General features: G+C 33.7%; 16 protein-coding genes. 14 read left to right on the forward strand and 2 right to left on the reverse strand.

Going from position 1 to position 19758, the window contains the following annotated elements; translation table 11 throughout:
- The first annotated feature begins 19 nt into the window (after window positions 1-19).
- Complete coding sequence (locus tag H8909_RS02365; protein WP_187011680.1) at window positions 20-868, forward strand: hypothetical protein; 849 nt, start codon at window positions 20-22, stop codon at window positions 866-868.
- 23 nt (window positions 869-891) lie between these two features.
- Here the strand turns inward: H8909_RS02365 and abc-f are convergent, their stop codons facing one another.
- The gene (gene abc-f / locus H8909_RS02370; protein WP_187011681.1) at window positions 892-2748 is read right to left on the reverse strand and encodes a ribosomal protection-like ABC-F family protein; all 1857 of its coding nucleotides are present in this window, start codon (window positions 2746-2748) and stop codon (window positions 892-894) included.
- A 128-nt stretch (window positions 2749-2876) separates the two neighbouring features.
- On the opposite strand from abc-f, the gene H8909_RS02375 reads away from it, so the two are divergent.
- The 6 genes from H8909_RS02375 (at window position 2877) to H8909_RS02400 (ending at window position 10459) form a co-directional block, all read left to right on the forward strand.
- Window positions 2877-4796, forward strand: coding sequence for an aconitate hydratase (locus tag H8909_RS02375; RefSeq protein ID WP_187011682.1), 1920 nt, complete (start codon window positions 2877-2879; stop codon window positions 4794-4796).
- On the forward strand, window positions 4796-5788 hold the full coding sequence (locus H8909_RS02380) for an isocitrate/isopropylmalate dehydrogenase family protein (RefSeq protein ID WP_187011683.1): 993 nt from the start codon (window positions 4796-4798) through the stop codon (window positions 5786-5788). The genes H8909_RS02375 and H8909_RS02380 overlap by 1 nt, the downstream gene beginning before the upstream one ends.
- A gap of 16 nt (window positions 5789-5804) precedes the next feature.
- A complete protein-coding gene (locus H8909_RS02385) occupies window positions 5805-6479 on the forward strand; it encodes a GntR family transcriptional regulator (protein WP_022425953.1) in 675 nt (224 codons plus the stop codon).
- A 45-nt stretch (window positions 6480-6524) separates the two neighbouring features.
- Window positions 6525-7631: a metallophosphoesterase gene (locus H8909_RS02390; RefSeq protein WP_187011684.1), complete on the forward strand. Its 1107-nt coding sequence runs from the start codon at window positions 6525-6527 to the stop codon at window positions 7629-7631.
- Window positions 7609-8922, forward strand: a complete 1314-nt coding sequence (locus tag H8909_RS02395; protein WP_117458116.1) for a hypothetical protein — start codon at window positions 7609-7611, stop codon at window positions 8920-8922. The genes H8909_RS02390 and H8909_RS02395 overlap by 23 nt, the downstream gene beginning before the upstream one ends.
- Window positions 8923-8995: 73 nt before the next feature.
- On the forward strand, window positions 8996-10459 hold the full coding sequence (locus H8909_RS02400) for a family 1 glycosylhydrolase (protein ID WP_117458115.1): 1464 nt from the start codon (window positions 8996-8998) through the stop codon (window positions 10457-10459).
- 29 nt (window positions 10460-10488) lie between these two features.
- On the opposite strand, the gene H8909_RS02405 is transcribed toward H8909_RS02400, so the two are convergent.
- Window positions 10489-11304: a purine-nucleoside phosphorylase gene (locus H8909_RS02405; protein WP_187011685.1), complete on the reverse strand. Its 816-nt coding sequence runs from the start codon at window positions 11302-11304 to the stop codon at window positions 10489-10491.
- Between the two features lie 88 nt (window positions 11305-11392).
- Here H8909_RS02405 and H8909_RS02410 point away from each other — a divergent pair, with 88 nt between their 5' ends.
- The 7 genes from H8909_RS02410 to H8909_RS02440 all read left to right on the forward strand — a co-directional run bounded on the left by H8909_RS02410 (window position 11393) and on the right by H8909_RS02440 (window position 19751).
- Window positions 11393-12976, forward strand: coding sequence for an HD domain-containing protein (locus tag H8909_RS02410; RefSeq protein ID WP_187011686.1), 1584 nt, complete (start codon window positions 11393-11395; stop codon window positions 12974-12976).
- The gene (locus H8909_RS02415) at window positions 12976-13371 is read left to right on the forward strand and encodes a YwiB family protein (RefSeq protein ID WP_117458112.1); all 396 of its coding nucleotides are present in this window, start codon (window positions 12976-12978) and stop codon (window positions 13369-13371) included. The genes H8909_RS02410 and H8909_RS02415 overlap by 1 nt, the downstream gene beginning before the upstream one ends.
- The gene (gene cls, locus H8909_RS02420) at window positions 13368-14930 is read left to right on the forward strand and encodes a cardiolipin synthase (protein WP_187011687.1); all 1563 of its coding nucleotides are present in this window, start codon (window positions 13368-13370) and stop codon (window positions 14928-14930) included. Before H8909_RS02415 ends, cls begins: the two co-directional genes overlap by 4 nt.
- 68 nt (window positions 14931-14998) lie before the next feature.
- Entirely contained in the window at window positions 14999-16660 is a 1662-nt protein-coding gene (argS, locus tag H8909_RS02425; RefSeq protein ID WP_187011688.1) for an arginine--tRNA ligase, read from the forward strand.
- Window positions 16661-16669: 9 nt separating this feature from the next.
- Window positions 16670-17008 carry a DNA-directed RNA polymerase subunit delta gene (gene rpoE / locus H8909_RS02430; RefSeq protein ID WP_187011689.1) on the forward strand — a complete coding sequence of 113 codons (339 nt, stop codon included), beginning with the start codon at window positions 16670-16672 and terminating at the stop codon, window positions 17006-17008.
- Between the two features lie 201 nt (window positions 17009-17209).
- Window positions 17210-18223 (forward strand): type I glyceraldehyde-3-phosphate dehydrogenase, encoded by a 1014-nt coding sequence (gene gap / locus H8909_RS02435; protein ID WP_187011690.1) that lies wholly within the window; start codon window positions 17210-17212, stop codon window positions 18221-18223.
- A 115-nt stretch (window positions 18224-18338) separates the two neighbouring features.
- On the forward strand, window positions 18339-19751 hold the full coding sequence (locus H8909_RS02440; protein WP_187011691.1) for a S41 family peptidase: 1413 nt from the start codon (window positions 18339-18341) through the stop codon (window positions 19749-19751).
- The last annotated feature ends 7 nt before the right edge of the window (window positions 19752-19758 follow it).

Raw genomic sequence — 19758 nt, forward strand, 5'->3', positions numbered from 1 at the left:
GGTTAGAAAGGAGGGAAATATGAACGCTATTATTTTATCGCTAATAAGCTGGTTTATTTTCCTAATTAATCCTCCTATAGGTCTAGGAAGTCTTGCTGTATTAATAGAAACAGGTCTTTATGGCTTGATGGAATATCGTATTAAAAAGGCTGATGATTCAGAAAAAGACACACTCTATAATGCTTATTTTATACTATCTGTAATGTTAGTTGTTGTAACTTCAGTTATTATGCTTTTCCTCTATCAATTAGATGGAGACAGTACTGTGACTCTTATTAATAAAAGAGGGGAATTGCTGAATACAGTACTTTATATGATTGGTTTAATGGTTAATGTCTTATCTATTAAGACTGTTTATGATGAAAGAAATAAATGGTTACATCGTTATGGTGGAAGAGAACTTTATGATTACTTTGATCCTGAAGGGCTGACATTTACTATGCCGCGTTCCTTCTATATATGTATGGGTGCTTCTATTGTGAGTGGTTTATTGTGTCCTTACTTAGGGACTATTGGTTTCTGGACATTACTCTATATTCCAATCATCATGTTCTCACGTATGAATCTCAAGATATATAAGAATATGTATATTAAGTTATCTCATAATAGAGGAACAGAGAATGAATATGAAAGATTAAAGCATGTTGTGCCAGGAGGAATCTATACACATTATTGTTTATGGTTTACTTATATGATTGCTTTTATGGTGATAGGCATTAAGTTCTTATGTTATTCACAGAATATTTTTGCCTTATCTTTCTTACCAACATTAAAAGATCTTTATGCATTTTATCCATTTATTGTATCAATCATTGGTGATTTTATCTGTGCATTTATACTTATCTATAACTTAAAACAAAGAAATTAGGACTAGGGTTGCCCCTAGTCCTTTTAAGCGTTCATCTCTTCTGAAAGTTCTTCCCATTCTATCATGAGTTCTTCTAATTTGTTGTTTAAGTCTTCTAGTTCAGCAGTGATTTCATTATACTTCTGATAATCATTCATCACTTCATCACTATGGAGTTCTTCTTCCTTCGCACTGATCTTCTCTTCAAAGTCAGAAATATCATTTTCTATCTTCTTTAATCTATTCTTCTTTTTCTTGTCAATGTTATTTTGAACTTTTACCGCTGTTTCTTTCACAACTTCTTCTACTTTACGATGTTCAAGATAATAAGCATAGTTACCACCAAATATTTCATCACCATGAGGATTCATCTCTACAATCTTAGTAGCCAATTTATTAATAAAATAACGGTCATGAGAAATAAAGAGAATAGTACCAGGGAAATCTAATAATGCATCTTCTAGCACTTCTTTAGATTGAATATCTAAATGGTTTGTTGGTTCATCTAGAATTAAGAAGTTTGCTTTGTTAAGTAATAACTTAATTAAGACGATACGTCCTTTTTCACCACCAGATAAAACATCAATTGTTTTAAATACATCTTCACCTTTAAATAAGAATGCAGCACAGATATTTCTGATTTCTGTATTATTCATATCAGGATAAGCATCATGTATTTCATCAAAGATTGTTTTTTCAGGAGATAAAGAAGTCTGTTCCTGATCATAATAACCAATCATCACCTTAGAACCTAAACGAATACGTCCATGTACAGGTAAATAATCTTTAAGAATCAAATGGAACATAGTTGTCTTACCTACACCATTAGGACCAAGTAAAGCAACTCTTTCACCTTTCTTGACTTCAAAAGACACAGAATCGAACAATGGCTTATCAAAAGCCATCGCTACATCATCTACTTTTAAAACATCATAACCACTCTCTATTTCAGGCTCAAATGCAAAACGGATACTAGAAGGAAGACTTTCAGGTCTTTCTACCTTCTCCATACGTTCAAGTGCTTTCTCTTTAGATTCAGCACGTTTTACCTGTTTTTCACGGTTATAAGATTTTAAACGATCAATAGACTCCTGCATACGTTTAATATCTTTTTGGTTATTTAAATAGTGTTTTAATTCTACATCACGATCATGCTTCTTGATTTCAGCATATTTAGAATAATTACATTTATAGATTTTACTCTTACCATTCTCTATTTCCATAATAGAAGTAGACACTTGATCAATAAAATAACGGTCATGAGATACTACAATTACAGCTTTATTATACTGTTTTAAATAGTTTTCTAACCATTCAATAGAATTTACATCAAGATGGTTGGTCGGTTCATCTAGTAATAATAAATCGGGAGAACGTAATAACAACTGACCTAACGCAATTCTTGTCTTCTGTCCACCAGATAAAATACCAATAGGTTTATACCACATATCCTCATCAAAACCTAAACCATTGAGAACACCTTTTACCTGTGACTCCATGGCATAACCGCCTTCATCCTGGAATTTAGATAATAAAGAATCATACTGATTCATGATTGTATCTAAATCATTTGTGACAGCCATTTCCTGTTCCAATTCATGTATACGTTTCTCTATTTTCTTTAAATCTTCAAAAGGTTCTTCCAATGTTTCATAAATACTCTTATTAAGATCAAACTTATGTTCCTGATTCAATGTACCAATACGAATATTCTTCGCAATAGTCATTATACCATCATCATAAGCTTCTTCATTTAAAAGAATTCTAAGCAATGTACTCTTACCAGCACCATTAACACCAATAATGGCAAGTTTATCATGCTCTTCTATATGGAATGTTATATTTTTTAGGACTTCTTTTCCTGAATAAGATTTAGATAGTCCTGAACAAGATAATATCATTTTTCATCACCCAATGTATTGTACCAATTTAACGAAATAAATACAAATTATCTTTGTTTTTTATATTGCACAGATAATAGTATATGTGTATAATTGTATACAATAAGAAACAAGGGGGAGAAGATTATATGAATCTAGCGTATAAAATCTTGAATGCACATCTTAAAAAAGGAGAATTAGTCCCAGGAACATCTATTTGTATCGGAATTGATCAGACTTTAACACAGGATTCTACAGGTACAATGGCTTATCTTCAGTTAGAAGCAATGAATGTAGGTCATGTTGCAGTAGAAAAAGCAGTCGCTTATATTGACCATAACATGCTTCAGACTGGTTTTGAAAACATGGATGACCATGAATTTATTAAATCTGTTGCAAGAAAACATGGTATCACATTCTCTAAACCAGGTAATGGTGTCTGTCATCAGTTACAGCTTGAAAATTTCTCACATCCAGGTAAGACGCTTATTGGTTCAGATTCTCATACACCAACATGTGGTGCAATGGGTATGATTGCGATTGGTGCAGGAGGACTTGATGTCGCTGTTGCCATGGCAACAGGTAAGTACTATGTTCAGTGTCCATCAGTATTACAGGTTAAACTAACAGGACGTAAAGCACCTTGGGTATCTGCAAAAGACGTTATCTTAAAAATCTTACAGGAATTATCTGTAAAAGGTGGAGTTAATAAGATTGTTGAATATACAGGTGAAGGTTTAAGTGACCTTTCATTAACTGACCGTGCGACTATCTGTAACATGGGTGCAGAACTTGGTGCCACTACTTCAGTGTTCCCAACAGATGAAAATACTTTAGCTTACTTAAAACAGCAGGGTAGAGAAGATGAACATGTTGAAATGAAAGCAGATGATGATGCAACATATGATGAAACTATTGAAATCGATATGTCTACATTAGTTCCTATGGTTGCTCAGCCTCATTCACCAGATAATGTAGTAGATGTAAAAGAATTAGAAGGTATGAAGATCAATCAGGTAGTCATTGGTTCTTGTACAAACTCATCTTTACCAGATATGATGCGTGCTGCAAAGATCTTAAAAGGTCGTAAAGTGGCTGAAGATGTTTCTTTAGTTATCGCTCCAGGTTCTTCTTCTATTCTTTCTATGCTTGCACAAAATGGTGCTCTTGCAGATATGATTCATGCAGGTGCTAGAATCCTTGAATGTGGTTGTGGTCCTTGTATCGGTATGGGACAGGCTCCATTATCAAAAGGTGTATCTTTAAGAACAATCAACCGTAACTTTAAAGGACGTTCTGGTACAAATGATGCAAGTGTATATCTAGTATCTCCAGAAGTTGCTGCATTATCTGCAGTCAAAGGTTATTTATCACAGGAATTTGAAGATGATATGGCATTAGAAGAAGTACCAGATACACCATTTGTGAAGAATCCTAACTTCTTTATTAGTGAATATATCCCTGATAATGAAATTTATATGGGACCTAACATCAAACCAGTTCCTAGAGGAGATAAGTTAACAGATACAGTAAGCGGTAAAGTTGTATTAAAAGTAGGAGACAATATCTCTACAGACCATATCGTACCTTCTGATTCTAAACTACTTCCATTCCGTTCTAATGTCCCTCATTTAGCTAAGTTCTCATTCTCTAAGGTAGATCCTGAATTCTATAATAGAGCCGTTAAAAACAATGGTGGTTTCATTGTAGGTGGAGATAACTATGGACAGGGTTCATCAAGAGAACATGCTGCATTAGTACCTAACTACTTAAAGATCAAAGCTATTTTCGCAATTTCATTTGCGAGAATTCATCGTTCTAACTTAATCAACAATGGTATTCTTCCACTTGTCATTGATGCAAAAGACTATGATTTCTTCAATGATCAGGATGACTATGAATTAAGTGACTTATTAACAGCTGTAGAAGAAGGTAAAGACATTGTAGTGACTAATAAGAATACAAATGAAACTATTACAGCACATCTATCATTATCAGCACGTGAAAAAGTCATGATTCAGTATGGTGGATTATTAAACGCAATTAAAGAACTAGGAGGAGATTTCTAATGAAAGCAGTACTTATTCCAGGTGATGGTATTGGACCAGAGATTTCAGCAAGTGTTGAATCTATCACAAAAGCAATGAACCTAGATATTGAATGGGTTAAATATAGAGCAGGTGCAGAATATGCAAAAGAAACAGGTGAAGTATGGGAACCTGGTCTTGTAGATGCCATTGAAGAATACAAATGGGCATTAAAAGGTCCTACAGCAACTCCAATTGGAACAGGTTTTAGAAGTGTGAATGTCGCATTAAGACAGAAATTCTCTACTTATGCCAATGTACGTCCTTTACGTAACTTCAAGGGTATTGATTCTAAATATGAAAATATTGACTTAGTCATCATTAGAGAAAATACTGAAGATTTATATAAAGGTATTGAATATATGCTCACTGAAGATATTGCGAATGGTGTTAAGTTGATCACTAGAGAAGCTTCCACACGTATTTGTCGTTATGCATTTGAATATGCACGCACAAATAACAGAAAAAAAGTGACAGCCATCCATAAAGCCAATATAATGAAGTATACAGATGGTCTTTTCCTTGATTGTTATAGAGAAGTGGCAAAAGACTATCCAGAAATAGAAACACAGGAAGTTATTATTGATAATATGTGTATGCAGCTTGTACAGCGTCCAGAAACATTTGATGTCCTTGTTGCACCAAATTTATATGGGGATATTGTTTCTGACTTATGTGCAGGTCTTGTAGGTGGTCTTGGTATTGCCCCATCAGGTAATATTGGCGATGATTACCGTATTTATGAAGCTGTTCATGGCAGTGCACCTGATATTGCAGGTAAAGGTATTGCGAACCCAAGTTCTTTAATTCTTGCATTCGCAATGATGCTTGAAGCATTAAATAAACAGAAAGAAGCACAATCTTTAAGAGAAGCCTTAGCAGCAGTTGTAGAAGAAGGTAAGTTTACAACACCTGATATTGGTGGACAGGCAACTACAAAAGAGTTTACAGACGCAATTATCGATAAATTATAAGAGGAGGGACCAAGAAATGCCATCTCATAGCATTTTTGAATCAACTTCCCATGGATCATTGGGCTCTAAAATATTTATCTTATTACGTGATCGTATTCTTAATGAAAGTTATCAATGCGGTGATAAACTAAATGAATTAACACTTGCGAAAGAGTTAAAGATTTCTCGTACACCTATTAGAGAAGCATTAAAACAGCTAGAATTAGAAGGTTTAGTAGAAAGTATTCCTAACAAAGGTGTTTATGTGAAAGGTTTTTCACCTCGTGATATTGATGATATGTTTGAAATACGTCTTTCTTTAGAGGGATTAGCTGTTTCATTCGCAATTGATCGTATGGATGAAGTACATCTTGCTAAAATTAAAGAAGTATTTGAATTACTAGAATTCTATACTACAAAGGGTGACTTTGATAAAGTGAATGATTTTAATATTCTATTCCATGAATCTATTTATCAGGCAACACAGTCTACCTATTTTGAACAGATTCTAAAGGATATTCATTACTATGTTTCTGTAACATCAAGACATTCTATTGCACGTCCTGAACGTTTAGAATCATCACTTGCAGAACATCGTGCTATTCTAGAAGCCATCATTGATGGAGACAAAGATGAAGCAACAGAACGTATTCAAAGACATATTCGTAAAACACAAATGCTTGTAAGAAAATATTATGCAACAAGAAAGTAGGGTCAACCTACTTTTTTTGTTGTAGAATGATATCAGGAGGTATTTATGCTTACACCTAAACATTTAATTAAAAAAGAAAAGAATGATTATCGTTTGATTGCGATATCAGATATACATGGTCATTTAGACCGCTTTAAAGAATTATTAAGAAAAGTGAATTATGATCCTGTAGAGGATTATTTGGTGATTATTGGTGACTTTGTAGAAAAAGGAGACCAGGTATTAGAAACAATACACTTTATTATGAATCTTTCACGCTTTCCTAAGTGTTATGTTTTGATGGGTAATTGTGAATGGGCGATGAATGCATTACTTACTATTCCAGAAATTGCAGGAGAAATTCCTAAGTATTTAAAGAGAAATAGTAAGAACGGTATTATTAGAGATATTTATAATCATGAACATTTTAGTGATGGACATGAAACACCTTTAGGTATGCAGAAGATTATGGCTGAAAAGCTTAAACAAGAATTAAAGTTCATGTCCCATTTACCTACTACACTATTATTTAATGACTATTTATTTGTCCATGCAGGTGTAGAACCAAGAGAAAACTATAAGGAGTGTGGTTTATCATCTTACCTCGAACTCCAACATTTTTATGAATTAGGACATTCATTAAAATATACAGTTGTAGTAGGACATCTTCCTACATCTAATTATTTCCCTCGTTCTATTCATAATGACATTATTATAGATGAAGAAAAGAAGATCATCTGTATTGATGGAGGAACAGGAGTAAAGCCTATCTCACAATTAAATGCGCTTATTATTCATAGTTATAAGGGGGAAGTGACATATCAAACAGAATGTGTACAGCCATTTCCTATAGGTGTATTAAATAAAGATCTTTATGGCAATGGTGAAGTAGACCACAAGATAGCTTTTCCAGATTATGAAGTAAAGATGATGAAGAAAGGAAAAGAGTTTAGTCAATGTTATAGAGTGAGTGATCATGTAATGATCTCTATTAAGAATGAATTCTTATATGAAAGAAATCATCATCTCTATTGTTTAGATGATTATACAGATCATTGGGTTATAGGTGAAAAAGGCACTGAAGTGAAGATTGCAGGAGTATATGGACATTATGTCTATGTTATCTGTGGTGCACAGGTGGGGTGGGTCAATGAAGAAGACATCGATTATTAAGATAGTATGTGTACTAGTTTTACTTCTAGGTGTTCATCAATGTACTTCGTATAAGGAACTTGCACCTCATATTTTCTTAGTTAAAGAGAATACATCTTTTCTTAATCAAACACTCACAATGGGACAACCTTTAGTTGTAGAAGGACAAAGAGGTTCTCAATATTATGGTTATATATATGTGAATGGTGAGAAGAAAGAAGGCTATATATCAAGTCGTAATGTGATTGCATATGTATTTGATGAATCTTTTGAAAAAGAAATCACATCATTTCCTGATAGTTATAAACAATCTTTACGATTCTTACATGCACTTTATCCAGAATGGTGCTATATACCTCTTAATACTTCTTTAGATTTTAGTCAAACTGCATCCATCTTCCAAAGTAAATCATTAATAGATACAAATGATTTTTCAATGATTGCCTCTCCTGATATTATAGAAGGACAGACATGGTGTCGTGTCTCTATGAATGCAGCCCGTTATTTCTTAGATCCACGTAATGGTTTGGATGCTTATCATGCGTTGATGTTTGAGAAACTCACTTATAATCCTTCTGAAACATTACAGGAAGGAAAAAGAATGCTGGCAGAAACTGAAATGTCAGGTATAGAACCCCAGTCTAAAAAAGATTGGGCCGAACTCTATCGTTACAGTGCAGAAGTAAATAACGTCTCTATGTCATTACTCATTACCCGTGCGATTCAGGAACAGACAGGTGGAGGACTAGGACTTCGTGGAGGACATGCAAGAAACAATCCGCAAGGACCTCTCTTCTATAATATATATAATATTGGAGCAAACAGTAGTGATCAGGATGGGATAGACTTTGCGGCATCAAGAAACTGGGATACAAGAGAAAAAGCTATTCTCTATGGTTCTAAGTATTTAGCTGATAATTATATCACTAAAGGACAGGATTCTCTTTATCTGCAGAAATTTGATGTCCACAACAATAATCCTGGTCATCATTATTATATGTCTAACATCAGAGCACCTTATAGTGAAGCAAAGAATATGTTGAAAGGGTATATCTCTAATCATATGGATCATGTGAAACGTATACTAGAAATACCACTTTATACTAATATGCCTGTCTATAATGCTTATCCTATTTCTACTGATATAAATTATTCAGGAACTATTATGAAGAACCCTTATTGTGAATATCAAATAGAGAATACATATAAGAACCTTACAGAAAATGTAGATTATATCTCTATCAATCACAAAACCTATACACATATTGTAGGTTTGAATAATTACTATGGTTCATGTGATATTCCAAAATAATATTTTCATAATCTGTCAGTTTTTAATATATTTGTTTCAAAATTCATATAATATGATTTAGGAGGAATAAACAATGACATTTAGTAAAGATTTTTATTGGGGTGGCGCTGTTGCTGCCAATCAATGTGAAGGGGCATGGAATGTAGATGGAAGAGGTATGGCCCGTACTGATGTAACTACAGGAGGAACAGTCAATACTCCTAGAATGGTTACATTTATTGATAAGGATGGTCAGAAACAGAAATTACCTAACCATGGCTTTAAATTACCAGAAGGGGCTCATTTTGCAGTCTTTGATGATGAACTTTATCCTAACCATGATGGTATTGATTTCTATCATCACTATAAGGAAGATATTGCCTTACTTAAAGAAATGGGATTCAAGATGTTCAGACTTTCTATTTCATGGTCTAGAATCTACCCTACAGGAGAAGAAACAGAACCAAATCAGGCTGGTTTAGACTTCTATAGAAATGTATTCACAGAACTAAGAAATGCTGGTATTGAACCACTCGTTTCTATCTGGCACTTTGATACACCACTTGCATTAGAAGAAAAGTATGGTGACTGGCAGGATAGAAAGTATATTGAATTATATGAAAAGTATGTAACTACAATCTTTAAAGAATATAAAGGCTTAGTTAAATACTGGCTTACATTTAATGAAATCAATAATACAATTAACTTCTTACCAGATGATGCAAGTGATGAAGCTTTCCAGGAAGCATATCAGCATCTTCATTATCAGTTTGTAGCGAGTGCGAGAGCTGTACAGATTGGTCATGCAATTGATCCTGACTATCAGATTGGCTGCATGATCTGTGGTATTACTTATTATCCACTCACATCTGATCCAGAAGATATTCTCTTTAATCGTTATAAATGGGAAAAGGGTATCTTCTATTGTGGAGATGTACAGTGTAAAGGTAAATATCCAACATATGCGAAACGCTTATGGAAGGAACATAATGTAGAATTAGATATCACAGAACAGGATCTAGTAGAATTAAAGAATGGTACTGTTGATCTTTATACATTCTCATATTATATGTCTCAGTCTATTACAACTCATAAGAATGAAGATACAGTAAGTGGTAATATGTCATTTGGTGTACGTAACCCTTACTTAACATATTCTGATTGGGGATGGGCATTAGATCCTCAGGGATTAAGATACTATCTTGAGGTTGTTTATGACCGTTATGAATTACCATTAATGGTTGTAGAAAATGGTTTAGGTGCCTTTGATACAGTAGAAGAAGATGGCTCTATTCATGATGATTATAGAATTGACTACTACCGTGCACATATTAAAGAAATGGATAAAGCGATTGAAGAAGGTATTGATTTAATCGGTTATACAACTTGGGGCTGTATTGACCTTGTTTCTGCAGGTACTGGAGAAATGAGAAAACGTTATGGCTTTATTTATGTAGATAAACATGATGATGGTACTGGTACTATGAAGAGAAGTAAGAAAGACTCTTTCTACTGGTATAAGAAAGTTATTGAATCTAATGGTGAAAATCTAGACTAATAAAAAAGACCAGCGCGAGCTGGTCTTTTTTACATGTCTTCTAGAATTTGTTTTACAAGCTTAACAAGTCTTTCCTCTGCACTATTTGCTGCTTCCATGACTTCTATATGATTTAATTCATTATTTGATAGTCCTGCTGCTTTATTAGTTACAAGTGAAATACCTAAAATCTTCATATCAGAATGTCTTGCAACAATAGCTTCAGGCACTGTAGACATACCTACCATATCTGCACCAAGTGTCTTGAATGCTCTGATTTCTGCAGGTGTTTCAAACTGTGGTCCTTTAAAGAAACAATAAACGCCTTCTTTTACATCTACATTCACTTTCTTTGCAGATTCAAAGGCAAGAGAACGTAATGCTGATGTATAAACATCAGTCATATCCTTGAAACGTGGTCCAAAATCATCTAGGTTAGGTCCTCTTAAAGGTGATGGCATCATAAATGATAAATGATCAGAAATAATCACAATCTGTCCTGGATTTAAATCATCTCTTACACCACCACAGGCATTAGTCACAATTAAGTTCTTAATACCTAAAGCACTAAATACACGAATAGGCATTGTGACTTTCTGCATATCATAGCCTTCATAGAAATGGAAACGTCCTTTCATACAGGCAACAGTCTTACCACCAATTTCACCAATAATTAATTTACCAGCATGTCCTGGTACAGTAGAAACAGGGAAATAAGGGATATCCTTATAATCAATTTCTACAGGTTCATTAATCACATCAGCAAGTGGTCCTAAACCTGAACCTAATACAATGGCAACATCAATAGGATTTTTATAACGTGACTGAATATAATCACGCGCAGCATAAATTTCATCAATATACATAAATATACCTCCATAGCTATTATAACCTATATCATTCGCAAATAGCTCTTAAAAATGATAAAATAACCCTGATAAGGAAGGTGATACCATGCATTTAGAAGATTACCGTTTATTTGATACAAAAGTATTTAGAGATGTTGTTCATGATTATATACGTGTTGAATATATGCCTATCTGGAAACTGATTAATACAAAAGAATTTCAGCGTTTAAGACGTATTAAACAGTTAGGAGGTACATCCATGGTATTTCCTAGTGCAGAACATTCACGTTTTGTCCATTCTTTAGGTGTTTATGAAATAACTCGACAAATGACAGAGTTAGATCAAGTCAAAAACCACTTAACAGACTATGAACGTTTAACTGTATTATGTGCCGCTTTATTACATGATTTAGGACATGGTCCTTTCTCTCATTCATTTGAAGGAATCTTTCATTATAATCATGAAGAGATGACCACAGCGCTTATTAGAGGACATACAGAGGTACATGAAGTCCTCTCACAGGTTGATCCTCATTTGCCTGAAGATGTGGCACGTATTATAGAAAAGAAAGCTGATAAACCAATGTTGGTGCAGATGATCTCTAGTCAGGTAGATGCTGATCGTATGGATTACCTTCTACGTGATTCTTATAACTGTGGTGTGACTTATGGACAGTTTGATTTATCAAGAATATTACGTACTATGCGTATTGTAGATAATCGTATTGTCTTTAAATCATCTGGTGTACAGGCAATAGAAGATTATATTCTAGCTCGTTATTATATGTATTGGCAGGTGTATTATCACCCCGTATCTAGAAGTTATGAACAAGTACTAGGGAGTGTTATGAAACGTGTAAAGGATTTATATAAACAAAACTATACCTTTAAATCTTCATTTCCACTTCTTATTCCTTTCTTAGAGGATAACTTCACACCTGAACAATTTGTGAGACTTGATGAAACATCATTACTCTATTATATAAGATGCTTTATGGATGAAGATGATACAATTCTTAAAGATTTATCGACTCGTTTATTAGAAAGAGAATTATTTAAATATCGTACACTTAAGGGTGATGAAGATTATGAAAATACACGAAAGATATGTATAGAAGAAGGACTAGATCCTCGCTATTATGTTACAAGTGATGCGATTATGAATCAGGTGCCTTATAAACGTATGGAGGTCAGACATGCGAATGAAGTAGAAATACTTAAACAAGATGGAACAATTAGTTCATTACCAGAAGAATCAGAAATTGTACAAGCTATATTGTTAGGTAAAGCCAAACAGGATCAAAAAATCTTTTCTACAAGACAAGTTATTAGACGTTCATCTTTTAGATATCAGTCTTTTAATAAATATAACGATGCACAGGGTACACACTATATTCTTGAACAGGCTTCTAAAGAATGGAATCAGGAAGGATTATTCTTAGAATTCTATCAAGAAGATCATGTTATTGGATGTGCACATATTATTGATGATTGTGTCAAAGACATTGTATTACTTCCTGATGACCGTAGAGAGTTCTATGAAAAAGAAGTGTTAGCTGCAATAGAAGATTTCTTTAAAAAATACAATAAAGATGTAATCAAGATTATTCCTCATACACAATCTCTTGATTTTTATCTAGAAAATGGGTATCGTACAGAAGGTTACTATATAATTAAGGAGGTAGGATGATGAAAAAAAGAATTTCTTATGAATGTTTATTAGTCAATGGCCCCGTCAAAGAAAAAGTAAAATATAAAGAGATAGGAGACCATTATGAAGTAAAAGGTGTTCATCATATCTCTTTTGAAGTAGAAGGAAAACCAATGCGTATCCAATATGATGATACACATGTACATCTTGTGAATGATCAATCTGTATTACATTTTAATAAGGATATGCGTGTACCGAATAAATATACATTACCTTATGGTGTTGTAGAACTTCATACAAAAGTGATTTCTTTAGAATATAGAGAAGGTACAATGAAATTTATCTATGAACTCTATGACCAGGAACATCTTGTAACAAAAGCTTATATGATGGTGCATTACTCTGATATAGATGAAGAAGGGATGCCTTCATGAAATATATAAAACGTTTTACAGCATTGTTCTTTGAATATCTATATCGTTTTATCCAGTTCTTATTGAGCCCAATTGTGATCTATATTGCGCTCATCTGTATTCAAGCTATTTATCTTGTATACTTTGCATCAATACTCACAGACTTTAATGGTGTGGTTCGTTTCTTGTTTGTTTCTTTGTCTGCATTTATGATCTTTTATTTAATTAGTAAAGATGAGAATACAAACTATAAGATGACATGGATCTTCTTTATAATGTTATTGCCTAACGCAGGAGGATTACTTTATCTCTTGTTAGGTAACAAGAGACCATCACGCTGGTTAAAAAGAAAGATTCAGCCAGAAGTACAATACTTTAATGAAACAAGATATCAGGATCCAGTTATTAGAAATCAGATTATTAATAAGAAGATTATTTCTTTAGATTATCTCAATAGACAATCATTTCCTATATATAATCATACAGAATGTAAGTACTATTCATTAAGTGATTATAACTACCAAGATATGATTAAAGATCTTTTACATGCAAAACACTTTATCTTTATGGAATACTTTATTGTTTCTAAAGGACTGATGTTTGATACTATTATTGGAATATTAAAACAGAAGGTTAAAGAAGGTGTTGATGTACGCTTTATCTTTGATGATTTTGGTTCCTTTACAACTGTACCTCTTCACTTTGCGAAGAAATTAGAAGAGTCAGGCATTAAAACAGTGATGTTTAACCGTTTTATTCCTGTCTTCTCTTTAAGCCAGAATCATAGAGACCATCGTAAGATCTGTGTGATTGATGGTTATATTGGTTATTCTGGAGGTTTTAACTTGGCTGATGAGTATATCAACTGTAAGATGCGTTTTGGACATTGGAAGGATACAGGGATTCGTTTAGAAGGGGAAGCGGTATGGTCTTTGACATCTATGTTTCTTTCTACATTCTATGCTTATCATAAGGAATATCATGGAGAAGATATAGAACAATTTAAACCCCATACCTACCATCCTGAACCATTTAAGAATACAGGTTATGTATTACCTTATGGAGATGATCCACTCGATGATGAAGGGGTAGGAGAATCTGTTTATTTAAATATGATTACACATGCTTCTAGAAGTATTGATATTATGACACCTTATTTTATTATTGATGATGTTATGTTGAAGGCATTGTGTCTTGCTTCTAAGAATGGTGTTAAGATCAGATTATATGTCCCTCATGTACCAGATAAGAAGATTATCTTTAGAGTGACACGTTCTTATTATTATGATCTCATTCGTGCTGGTATTGAGGTGTATGAATATTTACCAGGCTTCTTACATGCGAAAGTCATGTTAGTAGATGGTAAAGCAGCCACAGTAGGAACCATCAACTTTGATTATCGTTCTTTATACTTACACTTTGAATGTAATGTCTTATTATATGAAGCAGAATGTTTATCTGCAATCAAGAGAGATTTTAGAGAAATGAATGAGATTTGTGCACCTGTAAAAATAGATGACAGCCGTCATTTTAAAGGACTCGTAGAAGGATTATTGAGATTATTCTCTCCACTTCTATAAAATTCTTGACAGTCCAACATTTTGTGATACATTATTTAGAGTATGAAATAAAAAAGGAGGAATACAAGATGGCTGAAAATAAGCTTGAAAACTCACTAAAAATCGCCATTGGTCAGTCTGTTAATAAGTGCTTTGAAGCAGTAGATATCACCCCTGAAAATATCATGATTGAGATTCCTAAGGATTCTACTCATGGTGATTATTCTACTAACATTGCAATGCAGCTGACAAGAACACTCCATAAGAATCCTCGTGAAATTGCGACAGCCATTGTTGATTCACTTGATCAGGAAGCAGCACATGTAGAAAAAGTAGAAATTGCTGGTCCTGGTTTTATTAACTTCTTTATGAAAAATGATGCGCTTACTTCAGTAATTACTGAAGTACTTTCAGAAAAGGATAATTATGGACAGACTCACTTCGGTGAAGGAAAGAAATATAACGTAGAATTCGTTTCTGCCAACCCTACAGGAGACTTACACTTAGGTCATGCAAAGGGTGCTGCAGTAGGTGATTCTATCTGTCGTATCATGACTAAAGCAGGTTATGATGTAACTAGAGAATATTATATTAATGATGCAGGTAAACAGATCACTAACCTTGCATTATCTCTATACAGCCGTTATCTTGCATTATTTGATATCGAACGCCCAATTCCAGAAGATGGATATATGGGACAGGATGTCATTGATATTGCGAAGAGTATCAAGGAAAAAGAAGGAGATGCTTTAACTCAGTTAACTGAAGAAGAAGCCATTGCTTATTTCCGTAAGGTTGGTACTGAACATGAATTACAGAAGATCAAAGATATCTTAAAGGAATTCCGTGTATCATTTGATGTATGGTTCTCTGAAACTTCTTTATATGAAGGTAATAAGATTGAACCTGCAATTAATAAGTTAAAAGAAAAAGGCTATACATATGAACAGGATGGAGCCTTATGGTTTAGAACAACTGATTTTGGTGATGATAAGGACCGTGTTCTTATTAAAACTGATGGAAGCTATACATACTTCACACCAGATATTGCATATCACTTAAGTAAGTTGAATAGAGGCTATGATTACTTAGTTGACTTACTTGGTGCTGACCACCATGGTTATATCAACCGTATGAAAGCAGCTATTCAGGCTTTAGGTTATAATGCAGATCAGTTGAATATCGATATCTTACAGATGGTAAGAATGGTTGAAAACGGTGAAGTAGTTAAGATGAGTAAACGTACTGGTAACGCTGTTACTATTCGTGACTTAATTGATGATATTGGTGTAGATGCAACTCGTTATTTCTTTGTAGCAAAAGCAGCAAACACACCATTTGATTTTGACTTAGGACTTGCAAAATCACAGTCAAATGAAAACCCTGTATACTATGCACAGTATGCACATGCAAGAATGTGTTCAATCATGAGATCAGCAGCAGAAAAGAACATTGAACCTGCAGATCACTTTGAATTGATTAATAACCCAAAAGAAATTGAATTATTAAAACACATTAATGAATTCAAAAACACAATCAATGATGCAGCTCGTACAAGAGCCCCTCATAAGATTGCAAACTATATTCAGAAATTAGCACAGTTATTCCATTCATTCTATGGTGACTGTCATGTAATTGATGAAGAAAACAAAGAATTATCTTCTCAACGTTTAGCACTTGTAGAAGCAACACGCATTACACTTGCTAACGCATTAAACTTAATTGGTGTCCATGCACCAGAAAAGATGTAGGAGGCTACTATGGATTACAGACAAGAGTCAATGGTAAATATCGCATTCGAAATTCTTACTAAATCAGCAGGAGCAATGAGTTTCTATGATATTTGGAAAGAAGTTGCTGAAAAGAAAGAATTTGATGAAGAACAGAAAGATGATAACGAATCATTATTCTATACAAATATGATCTTAGATGGTCGTATGATCACTATTGGTGAAAACAAATGGGATCTTAGAACAAGACATAGATTCGAAGAAGTGCATATCGATATGAATGATATCTACAATGAAGATGAATCAGAAGAAAGCGCTGAAGAAGAAGACGAAGGCTTAGTTGAAGATAACTATGGTGAAGAAGAATAAGGAGAAATCCTTATTCTTTTTTTTCTATAAATTAATATAGTTTTTACATGATTATGCTTTATTTTTGTGTTTTATTCTAAACATTAAAAAAAGTTTTGATGAAAGGGTTTACCTTTACATAAATCCTTGTGAAATAGTTGATTTTAGTTAAGTGCTGGATTATAATACAAATAGAAATTATTTAAGGAGGAATGTCATATTATGGCAGTAAAAGTTGCAATTAATGGATTTGGCCGTATCGGTCGTTTAGCATTCAGACAGATGTTTGATGCAGAAGGTTATGAAGTAGTAGCTATCAACGATTTAACTTCACCTAAAATGTTAGCTTACTTATTAAAGTATGATTCTTCACAGGGTAAATATGCTCATGCTGATACAGTAGAAGCAGGAGAAGATTTCATCACAGTTAACGGTAAGAAGATCACTATCTATAAAGAACCAGATGCTTCTAAATTACCTTGGGGTGAATTAGACGTAGACGTAGTTCTTGAATGTACTGGTTTCTACACTTCAAAAGCAAAAGCTGAAGCTCATGTAGCTGCAGGTGCTAAGAAGGTTGTTATTTCAGCTCCAGCTGGAAGCGATCTTAAGACTATCGTATTCAACGTAAACAACGAAACATTAACAACAGAAGATAAGGTTATCTCTGCAGCTTCTTGTACTACAAACTGCTTAGCTCCAATGGCTAATGCATTAAACAAGTTAGCAGAAATCCAGGGTGGTATCATGTTAACAGTTCATGGTTACACTGGTGACCAGATGCTTCTTGATGGACCACAGAGAAAAGGTAACTTAAGAAGATCTAGAGCTGCTGCAGTTAACATCGTACCAACATCTACAGGTGCTGCAAAAGCTATCGGTTTAGTTATCCCAGAATTAAATGGTAAATTAATCGGTTCTGCAGTTCGTGTACCAGTTCCAACTGGATCAACTACAGTTTTAACAGCTGTTGTTAAGGGTACTGTTACTGTTGATGAAGTTAACGCTGCTATGAAGGCTGCTGCAACTGATTCATTCGGTTACAATGAAGACGAAATCGTATCTTCTGACATCGTTGGAATGACTTACGGTTCATTATTTGACGCAACTCAGACTATGGTTAACGCTTTACCTGATGGAAATAGTGAAGTTCAGGTTGTATCTTGGTACGACAATGAAAACTCATTCACTTCTAACATGGTTAAGACAATCAAGTATTTCTCAGAATTAGCTTAATCAGATCTGAATTAAATAATGGAAGATCCCTATTATAGGGATCTTTTCTTTTTGGTCAAGTTTCTACTCAAAACAGTCATGTTATGATAAAATAATGAAACGAGGTGACTTGAACATGGAATTCAATAAAAGAAAGAAAAACTTATTAATCAAATATATAGTCATAGGTGTATTATGTTTAGCTCTTGGGTTTGGGAGTGGTTATTTAGTCTTTCATAATAGTGATGCAAGTGCTGAAGATAAGACAAATATGACAGTAGTAGATGAAGTAGTAGAACTTCTTAATAATAATTGGCTGGATACAACTGATTCTAAAACATCTATTCAAGATCGTATGATTGCAGGATTGGTAGATGGTTTAGGTGATTCACATTCTTCTTATATGTCTACACAAGAGAATAAAGAATTTAATAGTGATATTAATGGTAATTACAGTGGTATTGGTGTTTATTTCTCACCTGTACATAGCGGTGCTTTATTAACCGGTATTATTGAAGGAAGCAGTGCAGAAAATGCAGGTCTTAAAGCAGGAGATATCATTACTGATGCTGATAATAAATCACTTTCTGGTATGACTAGTACTGAAATGCAGGAATATATTAAAGGAAATGAAGGGACAGAAGTCTCTTTAAAAGTAAAAAGATTTCAACAGACTTTAAATGTAAAAGCAGTACGTAAGAATTTCAGTTCCGATGTGACTTATTATGTAGGTACTACAAATAATAAAACATATGGTTATGTGAATATTTCTACTTTTGGTGATACAACTGCTCAGCATGTAGAAAAAGCTTTAAAAGAATTTAAGAAACAGAATGTCTCAGATATTATTCTAGATTTAAGAGGTAATGGTGGAGGTTATATTACTGCTGCAAGAGATCTTCTTTCTTTATTTAATGAGAAGGGAGAGACACTCTTTACTGTTAAGAATAAGAAGGGTCAGACTGAAACATATAAGGATAATAGTAAGACACATTATGCATTTTCTAATGGTTATATTTTAATGAATAGTGGTACTGCAAGTGCATCTGAATTATGTGCAGGTACATTTAAAGAAATACAGGGATATAAACTTATTGGGCAGCAGTCTTATGGGAAAGGGACTATCCAGGCACAGACGAACTTATCTGATGGTTCTGTATTGAAATACACTTATGCAAAGTGGTATACACCTAAGGGTGTGAATATTAATAAGAAGGGATGGACTCCAGATGTCACTGTAGAGGATCAATCTCTCTTATCAGCTTATTTTACTTATTATAGTGATAAGTTTTATGTGGATAATGTGAATAATTCTATTATTGTGATGGAAAGATTATTAGATGTGTTAGGTTATAATCCAGGTCGTACAGATGGTTATTTCTCACAAGGAGTGAGTGATGCATTAAAACGTTTTGAACAGGATCATGGATTAACTGTAGATGGCGTATTAGAATATAGTGATCAGGAATGCATGGTTTCTGTACTTGCAGAAAGATTAAGTCATAAGGAATATGATAATAGTTTACAGAAGGTACTTACTTTAATATAGAAAGAGG

The sequence above is a fragment of the Catenibacterium faecis genome, assembly GCF_014306455.1.
GTDB lineage: Bacteria > Bacillota_I > Bacilli_A > Erysipelotrichales > Coprobacillaceae > Catenibacterium > Catenibacterium mitsuoka_A.